Origin of the sequence: Pseudomonas sp. CFBP 13727, assembly GCF_014841915.1 — a bacterium.
Lineage (GTDB): Bacteria > Pseudomonadota > Gammaproteobacteria > Pseudomonadales > Pseudomonadaceae > Aquipseudomonas > Aquipseudomonas baltica.
On record NZ_JACYUT010000007.1, the window covers coordinates 113,846 to 125,943 of the forward strand.

The 12,098-nt window shown below is 62.5% G+C and carries 5 protein-coding genes; 1 reads left to right on the plus strand and 4 read right to left on the minus strand.

Translation table 11 applies throughout. From position 1 onward, the window contains the following. Nucleotides 1-3: 3 nt before the first annotated feature. Nucleotides 4-1,530, minus strand: a complete 1,527-nt coding sequence (locus tag IFT76_RS20095; protein ID WP_192059995.1) for a CoA-acylating methylmalonate-semialdehyde dehydrogenase — start codon at nt 1,528-1,530, stop codon at nt 4-6. Nucleotides 1,531-1,630: 100 nt separating this feature from the next. Between IFT76_RS20095 and IFT76_RS20100 the strand changes: the two genes are divergently transcribed. Next, nucleotides 1,631-2,566 (plus strand): LysR family transcriptional regulator, encoded by a 936-nt coding sequence (locus tag IFT76_RS20100; protein WP_192059997.1) that lies wholly within the window; start codon nt 1,631-1,633, stop codon nt 2,564-2,566. A gap of 28 nt (nt 2,567-2,594) precedes the next feature. On the opposite strand, the gene recD is transcribed toward IFT76_RS20100, so the two are convergent. Genes recD through recC form a run of 3 tightly spaced genes read right to left on the minus strand, consistent with a single transcriptional unit; the run spans nt 2,595 to nt 11,844 of the window. Beyond that, on the minus strand, nt 2,595-4,676 hold the full coding sequence (gene recD / locus IFT76_RS20105) for an exodeoxyribonuclease V subunit alpha (RefSeq protein WP_192059999.1): 2,082 nt from the start codon (nt 4,674-4,676) through the stop codon (nt 2,595-2,597). Next, nucleotides 4,673-8,368 (minus strand): exodeoxyribonuclease V subunit beta, encoded by a 3,696-nt coding sequence (gene recB, locus IFT76_RS20110; protein ID WP_192060001.1) that lies wholly within the window; start codon nt 8,366-8,368, stop codon nt 4,673-4,675. The genes recD and recB overlap by 4 nt, the downstream gene beginning before the upstream one ends. Further along, the gene (gene recC / locus IFT76_RS20115; protein ID WP_192060003.1) at nt 8,365-11,844 is read right to left on the minus strand and encodes an exodeoxyribonuclease V subunit gamma; all 3,480 of its coding nucleotides are present in this window, start codon (nt 11,842-11,844) and stop codon (nt 8,365-8,367) included. Before recC ends, recB begins: the two co-directional genes overlap by 4 nt. Nucleotides 11,845-12,098: the final 254 nt, after the last annotated feature.

Consider the following 12,098-nt stretch of genomic DNA (forward strand, 5'->3'; position numbering starts at 1 on the left):
GCCCTATTTCAAGTTGATGGTGGTGTTGACGCCGTCGTTCACGCTGTCATCGTCGAACCAGCGCGCGGTGACCGTCTTGGTCTGCGTGTAGAACTGCACCACCTGCTTGCCGTAGGGCCCCAGGTCGCCAAGCTTGGAACCGCGCGACCCGGTGAAGCTGAACGACGGCACCGGCACGGGAATCGGGATGTTGATGCCTACCTGGCCCACGTCGATCTCGCTCTGGAACTTGCGCGCCGCCGCGCCGCTCTGGGTGAACAAACCCACGCCGTTGCCGAACGGGTTGGCATTGACCAGAGCGATGGCTTCATCGAGGGTATCCACCTCCAGGGTGATCAGCACCGGCCCGAAAATCTCCTGGGTGTAGATCTGCATGTCCGTGGTGACCCCGCTGAACAAGGTCGGGCCAACGAAGTTGCCCTGCTCGTAGCCAGGCACCTGCACACCGCGACCGTCGAGTTCCAACGTCGCGCCTTCCTCGACGCCACTGTCGATCAAGGCCGTCACACGCTCGAGCGCACGGCGGGAAATCACCGGGCCGACGTCGGTGCCCGGTTCATTGCCAGCGTTGACCTTGAGCTTCTGCGCCAGCGCCTTCATATCGGGAATCCACTCGCGCGACTTGCCCACCAGCACGGCGACCGATGTGGCCATGCAACGTTGCCCGGCTGCACCGAAGGCGGCGCCGACCAAGGCGTTGAGCGTTTGCTCGCGGTTGGCGTCCGGCAATATCACGGCGTGATTCTTCGCGCCCATCATCGACTGCACGCGCTTCCCATGCCGGCCGGCCAGGTCATACACATGGGTGCCGACAGCGGTCGAACCGACGAACGACACCGCCTTGATGTCGGCATGGGTGCACAGCGCATCGACGACGTCCTTGCCACCGTGCACCATGTTCAATACACCCGGCGGCACGCCTGCTTCCAATGCCAGCTCCACCAGCTGGACCGTGGACAGCGGATCCTGCTCCGAAGGCTTGAGCACGAAGGTGTTGCCGCAGACGATCGCCATGGGGAACATCCACAGCGGAATCATCGCCGGGAAGTTGAACGGCGTGATTCCCGCGCACACACCGATGGGCTGACGCAACGTGTAGGTATCGACGCCACCGGCGACGTTCTCGGCGAACTCGCCCATCTGCAGGCTGCCGATGGAGCACGCATGCTCGACCACTTCCAGGCCGCGGAAGATATCGCCCTCGGCATCGGCAATGGTCTTGCCCTGCTCGGCACTCAAGGTCTGCGCAATGCGCTTGGAATGTTCCCGGATCAATGCCTGCAGCTTGAGCATGATGCGCATGCGCGCACCCAGTGGCGTCAGGCGCCAGGTCTTGAACGCACGCTGCGCGGCGGCTACTGCGGCATCGACCTCGTCGGTCGTGGCGAAGGGCACCCGCGCCAGCACTTGCTGGGTGGCCGGGTTGACGATGTCGCGCCATTCCTGGGTGGTCGAGGCGACCCACTTCCCATCGATCAGCAGTTTTACATCGTCGATCTTGCTGGCATTCGGTTGAACGGACACGTTCATGGATGACCTCCGCGTATTTATTGTTGTGGCGAGACGGTTCTGCGATGGAGTATAGATGCTGCAAACATCTAACAAGAACTCACAATAAAGCCGGTCCAACATGCAAAAAGACCTTAGCAGCCTGAACTGGGACGATCTCAAGTTCTTTCTCGAAGTGGCTCGTACGCGCAAGGCCAGCATCGCGGCCAAGCGCCTGGGCGTGGACTACACCACCGTATCGCGGCGCATCGGCTCGCTGGAAAATGCCTTGGGTACCCTGCTGTTCGAGAAGTCGCGGACCACAGGCTTCGTCCTCACTGCCGAAGGGCAGCGCCTGCTCGCTTCGGCCGAGTCGATTGAAAGCACCCTGCACATGGCCTGCGAGCAGGTTTCCGGGTCCGGCGTGGCGCTGTCAGGACATATCCGCATGGGCTGCACCGAAGGCTTCGGCAGCTTCTTCATCACCCCGCAGCTCAGCCATTTCGTCGACACCTACCCAGCCATCTCGGTCGATATCCTGCCGCTGCCGCACTTCATCAGCCTGTCCAAACGCGAAGCCGATATCGTCATCGCCCTGGAGCGTCCCGAACATGGGCCCTACGTCTGCTGCAAACTCTGCGACTATCGGCTCAAGCTGTATGCCACGCGGACCTATCTGGATCGTCATCCCCCCATCGAAAGCAGCGCTCAACTCAGCGAGCACCGGTTCATCAGCTACGTCGACGACCTGGCCTTCAGCTCCGAGCTGCTGTACCTGAACAAACTGCTGCCCAACGTCAACGCCGGGCTGCGCAGCACCAGCGTGATTGCCCAGTACACCGCAGCGCTCCAGGGGCATGGGTTGGTCATATTGCCGTGCTTCCTCGCCGCGCAGGACGAACGCCTGGTGGAAGTCCTGCCCGAAGAAGTCGATATCACTCGGCAGTTCTGGATGTACTGCCGGGAGGACCTGAGGAAACTCAAACGGATCATCCTGCTGTGGGATTACATCCGCAACGTCACCGACCGCAACGCTGCGCTGTTGATGGGCCAGTCCCGCACCACGCAGCCCCTGTAGCAGCGGCGCAAGCCGCGTCACACACGCCTCACGACTTCCACTCAAGCATCAGCCCACTGAGTCTTTTCACCCGGCGCCGCACAGCCTCTTCGAACACACCCCTGCGGGTTTCGATCAAGGTGAACCAATGCTTGGCCCGCGTGATACCGGTGTAGATCAGCTCCTTGGTCAATACCGGATTCAAGGCATCAGGCAGGATCAGCGCCGTGTGCGCGAACTCCGACCCTTGGGATTTATGCACCGTCATCGCATAGACCGTCTCGACGTCATTCAAGCGACTTGGCAGCACGAAGCGGATGCCGCCCTGCCCGTCGTTGCGCGGAAAGGCCACGCGCAGCACCATTCGATCTCGCTCGCCACCCTCGGGCAGCATCAGGGCAATGCCGATGTCGCCGTTCATCAAGCCCAGGCCATAGTCGTTGCGTGTCATCAATACGGGCCTGCCCTCATACCAGGGTTGGCCACCCTCAATGAGGCGCGCTTGGGTCAAGGCCTGGGTCGCGCGAGCGTTCAGGCTTTCCACACCCCAAGGCCCCTTGCGCACGGCGCACAGCAACTGGAACTCATCGAACGCGTTCAGCAACCCACGGGCCCAGGTGGCCCAGGCTTGATCTTCCAGACGCGTGTCGGCCGGCGGCCGAGAGGTACCGATCTGCTCCAGATAACGTCGATAACCTTGTGGTCCGTCGGCGTTGCGACCGTGTCCGTCCAGCAACAGGCGCAGCAACGCCACATCGTGCTCGCCCTTGAGCGGCAGCCAATGAACATCTGAATACTGGCCTTCCTGCAGCAAGGCACGCGCGCCGTCGGCGTCCTGCAAATTGACCCTGGCTGCCAGCTGGCCAATGCCGCTGTCCTCGCCGAATCGGCGCGAGTGCCGCAGCATGACCACCTGCTGCGCGAGGGCGTGATCACGTTCGTTGCCTTCGAGCAGCCCGCTGCGTGCGAGGTCCTCGCCGCTGACCTGCTCCAACCAGGCGCGCGTCGCCGGGCTGTAGTAGCCGGACTCGGCCTGGCTGCACAGGTCGCCCAGCACCGCACCCGCCTCGACCGAGGCCAACTGGTCCTTGTCGCCCAGCAGCACCAGCCGGGCATGGGCCGGCAGCGCATCGAGCAGATTGGCCATCATCTCGAGGTCGATCATCGAGGCTTCGTCCACCACCAGTACGTCCAAGGGCAAAGGGTTGGCTGCATCATGACGAAAATGCCGCGTGCCCGGACGGCTACCCAGCAGGCGATGAACCGTGGTCACCTCGGTCGGAATACGCGCCTTGATTGCGGTGTCCACCTGCAGGCTCTGCACCTGCAAGCTGATCGATTCGGTCAGCCGCGCCGCCGCCTTGCCGGTGGGTGCCGCCAGCCGGATACGCAACGGTTTGTCCTGCGCCACCGCGGGCCCCTGCAGGAGTGCCAGCAGGCGCACCACCGTGGTGGTCTTGCCCGTTCCCGGGCCGCCCGTAACGATACTGAAAGCACCCCGCACGGCCAGTGCGCAAGCCAGTTTCTGCCAGTCGATCCGAGCCCCGTCGGTGGCCCCGAACAATTGCGTCAGACGTTGCGCAAGGTCCTCCGGTACCGGCTCGCGCGCGGCCAGCCGCTGACGCAGCGCATCACCGATACGCCGCTCGTACGCCCAGTAACGACGCAGGTACAGGCGCTGGCTCGAAAGCACCAGAGGTGAGCTGCCTGTCGGGTCATCGGCGCCCCCCACCAAGGAGCTGTTCGCCAGGCTGGCCAGCCAGGCCTCGGCACCCAGGCCCTGAAGCAACTGCGATGGCAGCAGGGCCACGCCCCCTTGCAAGTCGCCCTCGGGTGGCAGGGACAAGGCAAAATCCGGTGCCTGCAGCGTCGCCGCCAGATCCAGGCAGACATGCCCATGCCCCAGCTGGTGGCTGGCGAGGGCGGCAGCAAGCAGTACGAGAGGGTCGCCCTGCGGGTCGAGGTCGGCAAGAAACGCTACGAAGGCTTTGTCCAGCGCACGCAGCCAACCGCGCTCCACCCAACGCTCGAGCAACGCCAACAGGTCGGGCGTGCGTGTTCGGGGCTGCAGCTGAGCAAGGCTGTGTGCATCCAGAGGAGTGGGCAGCAGGTCGGCAAACGAGCGGGTCATGGTGCACTTTCCTCGAACAGATCGGCCTGGACATCACGGCGTCCGCCTTTGAACAGCGCATCGAGTTCCTCGATGAGCTCACGGGGTGGCCGGGTGAAGTACATGCCCTGGCTGGGCGCCCCAATGCCGCGCAGAAACACGAACGCCGCACCGCCCATGTGTTCGTCGTAGTCGTACCCTGGCAGCCGCGCCTTCAACTGGCGGTGCAAGGCGAGCAGGTACAGCACGTATTGCAGGTCGTAGCGGTTGGCCAGGATGCAGTCGGTCATCGCAGCGTGGGTATAGGCGGCATCATCCGGACCCAGCCAATTGGATTTGTAGTCGGCAACGTAATACTGCCCCTGATGCTCGAAACACAAGTCGATGAAGCCCTTGAACATGCCGTTGAGCATGGCGCCTTCGGCTGGCATTCGAAGCACGCCGGGATGCGTGTACTGGCGCACCAGGGTATCGAGACGGCTTACGTCGACCTTGTGGCTGGCGAACCAGAACTCCATCTCGATCTGGTATTGGTCGAGATCGGCCATGCGCACCGGGGCTCGTTCGGACCCAAGCTGCAATGGCTCGTCGATGAAGCGCCGCAACCAGTCGTCCAGGGTAGGGATCCAGCCGCTCCAGCCGCGCCGACTGCAGCGGCGCGCGACGTTATCGGCCAGTCGCTCCGGGGCCGCGGCAACGCTGGCGAAACCTTCGCGCCCTGCCCATTCCAGCAAGCCGTGCAGAAAAGTGCCCGGCCCGGGGCCACGGGGAAAACGGTGAATGTCACCACTGGTGGCCGGCACCTCACGCGGCACCTGCGCGTCCAGACGCTCGTCGTCCATCAGTTTCTGCTCGAGAGCGCTGTCGGGCGCCTGGTCATCATCCGCGCCCAGGGTGTCGCTGATGCGCAACGCGCTGTAGGACGCTATCCACCAGTTCTCCCGCGCACTGCGCTTTGGCAGCCGCACCTTGAGCAGCGCGGCGTCGCTGCGCAAGGGTACGTAACGGCTATCGTCCACCTCTGGCACTGGCACACTCACGATGTCTGCGCACCCCGCACTCGACGCCTGCAGCCAACTCGCAAGCTGGCCTGCATCGGCAAGCGGCTGCCCGCCGCCAAGCAGGTACCCGATGGCCGAGCGATGGAACACCGACTCCTTGGTCGTACCGCGCTTGAGGTCGGCGATGCCGAGCCAGCAGCCGTGCTGAGCCCGGGTCAGGGCCACGTAAAGCAAGCGCAGGTCCTCGGCCAAACGTTCGTCGTCGGCCAAGGCCACCTGTTCGGATGTAGGGTTGAGCGTCAATTGCACGCGGTGAGCCGCGTCGTGGTAAACCAACGGCAATCGCTTGCCGTCGACCGGTTTGCAACTGCAGATGAAAGGCAGGAAGACCAGTGCGTACTCGAGCCCCTTGGACTTGTGGATAGTCACCACCTTGACCAACTGCTCGTCGCTTTCCAGACGCAGGATATGCTCCTCCGCTGCGCTGCCGGAAAGTGCCAGCTGTTCGCTCAGATGACGGATCAGCGCCTGCTCGCCGTCAAGTTCGCTGGACGCCTGCTGCAACAGTTCGCACAGGTGCAGCAGGTTGGTCAGGATACGCTCGCCATCGTCACGGCCGATCAGCGCCAGTGGCAGGTCGAAATCGTGCAGCAGGCGGCGCAGCATTGGCAGCACGCCCTGGGTGCGCCAGATGTTTCGATAGCCACGGAACTGCATGACCCGCGCTTCCCATTCCAGCTCGCTCAGGTTCAATTGCTCCAACTCGTGCAAAGACCGGTTCAGTGTGACGCTCGCCAAGGCAGCGCGCAGTTGCCGCTCCGAGTCAGGCTCGGCGCACGCCTTCAGCCAGGCGAGCAAGTCATGGGCCTCCTGAGCGGCAAATACCGAGTCCTTGTCCGACAGGTACACACTGCGGACCCCCCGGTCGGTCAACTCTGCACGCACGGCCTGGGCCTCTTTGCCATCGCGCACAAGAATGGCGATATCCGCCGGCCGAATACCGCTGGCGCTGCCTTCCCGTACCTTAAAACCGGCGTGCCCAGCCTGCCCCGCATTCAACAGACGCACGATTTCCGCCGCGCAGGCACTGGCCAGCGCCTTGCGGTACGCGACGCCGGAAATGGGCTGGTCGCTGGGCAGATGCCAGAGCGTCAAGGCCGGTACGGCCTGCCCGTCCACGATCAAGGACTCCTTGCGCCCCTGGGCCCGCACATCCAGAAATGGCACAGGGTTGTCATCGCCTTGGCGGAACAGGAATGCACCTCGCCCCTGCGCACGCTGCTCGGCCTGCATGAACATATGGTTGACCGCGCCGACCATGGCCTGGGTAGAGCGGAAGTTGGTACCCAACGTATGCAGCCTGCCCTCGGTCGCCCGACGCGCCTGCAGATAGGTATGGATATCGGCACCCCGAAAGGCGTAGATCGCCTGCTTGGGGTCACCGATCAGGAACAGGCCGGTCTCCTGCTCGTTTCGCTCGATGTGGTAGATGCGTTCGAAGATGCGGTACTGAACCGGATCGGTATCCTGAAACTCATCGATCAGGGCCACGGGAAACTGTTCACGAACCAGCTCGGCCAACTGTTCACCACCAGCGCTCTGCAAGGCCCGGTCCAGCCGCACCAGCATGTCGTCGAAGCCCATCTCGGCACGCCGGCGCTTTTCTTCCTCGAAGCGCGCGCCGATCCACTGCGCTGCATGCCTCAGAACCGCGCTCTCAGGCGTCGGCAAAGCCGCCAGTGCCGCAGGCAGCTCGACCATCGCGTGCAAGCCGGCGTGCTCCGGCGCATCGCCTTTCCAGGCTTCGGCCATGCCGTCGGGGGTCAAGCGGGTAAAACCGGTACCGATATCCAGGTCGTGTTGGTTTGGATCCGTAGCCCAGGCGGTGATCTTTTCAAACCAGGGTTCGAAGTAGCGTGCCTGCATCTTGCGGCCATCGACTGCCTTGGCCGCCACCGCCTGCAGGCAGATTTCACGCAACTGGGTGGCCCACTGCGGCCAAGGTTCCTTGAGTTCGACCAAGGCTCGCTCACGCTCGGCCAGGCAGCGTTCGATCAGCTCGCCGGGCTCATCGCCCGAGACATCTCCCTGCACGTGTGCGAACAACCCCCGCACCCGGCCAAGCAATGCCGCAGGCCCGCCAAGATGAGCGCGTACCCAATCCAGCGCAGCGCCATGCATCGGGTAATAGAACCGCCGCCAATAGTCACGCACCACCTCGCCCAGCAGTTCGCTGTGATCGGTTTCCAGGCTCTGGGTGAACAGGCTGCCGCTGTCGAACGCGTGTTCGCGCAGCATGCGCTGGCACCAACTGTGAATCGTGGAAACGGCAGCCTCGTCCATCCACTGGGCAGCGATATCCAGTCGGCTGGCACAGGCCGGCCACTGGCCAAGTTCGAATTCGTCGCGCAACTGCTCGACGAGCGCATCCGGTGCCGTTATTTCGCTTCGGAAAAACCGCGCGGCTTCGGCCAGACGGATCCGAATGCGCTCGCGCAGCTCTTTGGTTGCGGCATCGGTGAAGGTCACTACCAGGATCTGCGGAGGCAGCAGTTCGCGCCCGAAGCCGTTGATATCTCCACCATGGCCAAGTATCAAACGCAGATAGAGTGCGGAAATGGTGAATGTCTTGCCGGTGCCGGCACTGGCTTCGATCAATTGGCTGCCACGCAGCGGAAAAGCCAATGCCAGTGGACGTTCGAGCGATGTCATGAGCGAGCCTCCCTGTCATCGACCGATCTCCAGGGCGCCTCCAGCATGGGCTGGTACAAGGCTTGCGCCCAGCCTTCGAATTCTTCCCCGTCCATCAAGGCATCGAAATCAGCGAACTGGCGCATCAGTGCCATCGCCTCCCGACGCTCGCCATTACTCGTCACACCATCGCCCTCGTACGCTTTGCGTGCTGCCAACAAAGCCTTTTCCTCATCGGTGTGCGAAAGCCAGGCCACGGCCGTTTTCACGGCTACCGGCAGGGGCCGGGTCATGCCCGCTTGCCAAGCCAGCAGCAGATCGCTCAGGGCGTTCCGAGCCTGGTCCAGGGGCAGTGGCTCGAGCAGCAGCGTATCGTCACTGGCAACTACCGCGGTGGTCAGCGGCAATCCAACGGCGCAGGATGCCAGGTGCAAGACCCAAGGGCGTACCAACCGATGCCATTTGCGCGAGCGCACGCCGCCAATGGCGTTGGCAATCGCTGAAACGCTGAGGTAGCTGCCGTCTTCACGCTGGTAGACACCCGCCAGCCATCCCTCCAGTACGACGCCCTGGGCCTGGAAAGTGATCGGCAGGGCACTGTCCAGTCGCGACGGCCACATGACGAGCAACTGACGGTAGCGCTCGAGCAGATCGGGCAGTGGCTCGATCAACTCTTCGCGCAACCGAGTGCCGAATTCGGCCATGGGCAACAGGCCGCTGCCCTGCAACTTGCGCGCATGGCTTTCCAGCGTCTCGGCAATGGCGTCGGCACTGGCCATGCCGGCACCGAGCAGGCTGTCACTGAGCGTGTAACGCTCCAGCGCATCGAGCACAAAGGGCTCGATGTCGGCCACAGGCTTTTCCGCCGACTCGAAGAAGACTTTCAGCCGCTGGCTGAAGAAATGCCTGACAGGATTGCGCAGAAAGTCCTGCAACTGAGCCACGCTCAGCGGCTCGTCCTGACGATGAGCCTGCAGAGGCGACTGCGCATGGGGTGCCACTACTTGCGCATGCAAGTGCTGCCACTCCCTGGCAAAGCTGAAAAGAGCCGGGTTGCCTTGATGAAAATACCGAGCGCTGAAAGGTTGGAGAGGATGCTCCAGCGTGAGCGCCTGCAACAGCTTCTCCCCGCTGGCCGAATTGTCCAGCGCCTCATCGCCCGACAGCCTCCAGCCACTGGCCAGATGATCTCGCAGTTGCCCGACCAGTACCGAGGGAGGTCGTTCGCTGTTGTCTCTGATACTGCGCCCAACCCAACTGATATATAGCTGTTCGCGCGCCGAGAGCAGCGCTTCCAGTAACAGATAGCGATCATCCTCGCGCCGCGAACGGTCACCGGGGCGATAATCGCTGCCCATCAGGTCGAAATCGAGCGGTGGTTGCGCCCGAGGGTAATCGCCATCATTCATGCCCAACAGGCACAAGATCTTGAATGGAATTGCACGCATCGGCATCAAGGTGCAGAAGTTGACGGAGCCAGCCAGAAAACGCTGGCTCAAGCGTCCCTGATCCAGGCCCGCAAGCCAGGCTTCACGCACCACCGTCAGCGGCAATGCTTCGACCAGTCCCACGGCTTCGCAGGTTTGCAGCCACTCTTCACGCAGCTCTTCGAGCTGGTTGAGCAGGTACTCGTCATGCTCGGTGTCGGCAGTGAAGAACAACTGCAGCATCTGATGCAGACGCACACCCCACTCGGCCGGGCTGACCGCGCGATCAAGTTGCTGACAGGCTACTTCCAGAGCATCCAGCAGCGCTGCCAGCGGGCCAATGAGCGCTGCGTCCAAGCCGCCGATCTCGTCGTAGGGCTCGATATCGCTACAGCCCACACCGGTTCCGACGGCATAGCCGAGCAACATTCGCCGCAGCCCAAAGCGCCAGGTGTTCTGTTCCAGCTCGATCGGTAAGCCCAGGTGCTGGCGGTGCGCCGCGTGAAGGCCCCAGCGAATGCCTGCGCCTTCGATCCAGCGACGCAAGGTCGGCAGATCACGCTCCTGAATCGCGAACCGACGCCGCAGGGCAGGTACGTCCAGAAGGTCGAGGATCTCGCTCACGGGGAAGCGGCTGTCCGGCAGCTTGAGCAGGTGCTCGACCGCTATGAGCAGAGGATCTCGCCCGCGCTGCCCCTGGTCGGTCAGCGTAAAGGGAATGAATCGGCGGTCTTCCCGGTCCAGTTGGCCAAACACTGCGCGAATGTGCGGCGCATAGCTGTCGATGTCGGGCACCATCACGATCACGTCGCGTGGACGCAGTCCCGCATCGGCACTGAACCGTGCCAACAACTGGTCGTGAAGGATTTCCACTTCGCGCTGTGCACCATGAGCGATGTGGAAGCGGATGCTCTTGTCGGTCTTGATATCCACGCTTGGCCAGGTGGACTGAGTTTCACCCAAAGGGCGCAGCTCTAGAATGTCGTCCTGCAACTGACCCAGTAGATGCTGTGGCTCGCTTTCGCTGAAGAGGTCGATGCGACCATCCCGAAACGCCGACTGATAGCTGGCGGGATCATCATAGCTGTCGAGCAGATTGATGTAGTCACGGCCCTGCTTGCCCCAGGCAGCAAGCAATGGGTGTGCATGCTGATGAAGGCTGTCGGTGTCCAGCACCGCTGGCATGCCCTGCTTGCGAGCCTGACGTTTGTATTGATGACGCAGAAGGTCTTTGTCCGCCACGATATCTGCCCAGTGGTGCCTGCAGGGATTGTGCACGCACAACAACACCTGGCTGAATCTGCCCAGCGCCGCCAGTGCCTCCAGACCCTGTGCAGGCAACGAAGAGATGCCGAACACGATGACCCGCGAAGGTAGCGCTGCCGGCGGCTTGTCGAGCGCCGCCGCAGCTTCCATGAAACGTTGATGCACCCCTGCACGGCTTTGCGCCATGCCTTCGGAGCCTACATCCTGCAGCAGTGCCCGCCATAACTCCGCCTGCCAACAATTGCCTGCCGGCAGAGGTCTGCTCAGCCCCCTGCCATTGCGCAGCTGATGCTTGCCTTCCGCCCAGTCCTGCAGCCAGTCCGCGCGATAGACCTGGTATTGATCAAACAGGTCTGCCAGACGCTCGGACAACTGGTAGCGCTTACGCAGGTCGTTGTCGTCGAGCAGGAAGCGCTGCAGGGGTTCGAAATGGGGCTGGTCAATCAGTTGCGGCAGAAGACGCATCAAGCGCCAGGTGAGCGGCGCCTTGTCGAGCAGCGAGGACGACGGGATCTGGTCCTGCCCCAGTACGCTTCGATACAACTGCCACATGAAACTACCCGGCAACTGCACGTCTACCGCCGCAGAAATACCTACGCCGCCCTCGTCATCCGGGCCTTCGTCCGCGGCAAGCGCGAGTTTGAGCCACTGGGCGATACCGTTGCTCTGCACCAGGATGATTTCATTTTCCAGAGGACGCAGTGGGTACAGGCGCATCCAGCTCACGACAAGGCTGCGCAGTTCGTCCAGACGATTGCCGTGTACGACCATGAAACCGGGGATAAGAGGTGACACAGCCGACATGGGCGAAGTCCTTGAGGTGAGCGTGAATCAAGGGTCAACCTTATCAGATGTGGCTTTGCGAGTTGAGCCAGCCGGATCTGCCCCGCCTGTAAGAGACAGCTGAATGTTGAATTGATAAGTAGGAGGGGTCTTACAAAAAATGCCGCACAAAAGACAAAACCCCTACCTGCTCGCGCAGATAGGGGTTTCGGAATTGAATCTTGACGATGACCTACTCTCACATGGGGAAACCCCACACTACCATCGGCGATGCA

Bases quoted from the DNA above. Each gene is read 5' to 3' on its own strand.
- IFT76_RS20095 (WP_192059995.1), bottom strand. From the start codon at position 1,530: ATGAACGTGTCCGTTCAACCGAATGCCAGCAAGATCGACGATGTAAAA.
- IFT76_RS20100 (WP_192059997.1), top strand. From the start codon at position 1,631: ATGCAAAAAGACCTTAGCAGCCTGAACTGGGACGATCTCAAGTTCTTT.
- recD (WP_192059999.1), bottom strand. From the start codon at position 4,676: ATGACCCGCTCGTTTGCCGACCTGCTGCCCACTCCTCTGGATGCACAC.
- recB (WP_192060001.1), bottom strand. From the start codon at position 8,368: ATGACATCGCTCGAACGTCCACTGGCATTGGCTTTTCCGCTGCGTGGC.
- recC (WP_192060003.1), bottom strand. From the start codon at position 11,844: ATGTCGGCTGTGTCACCTCTTATCCCCGGTTTCATGGTCGTACACGGC.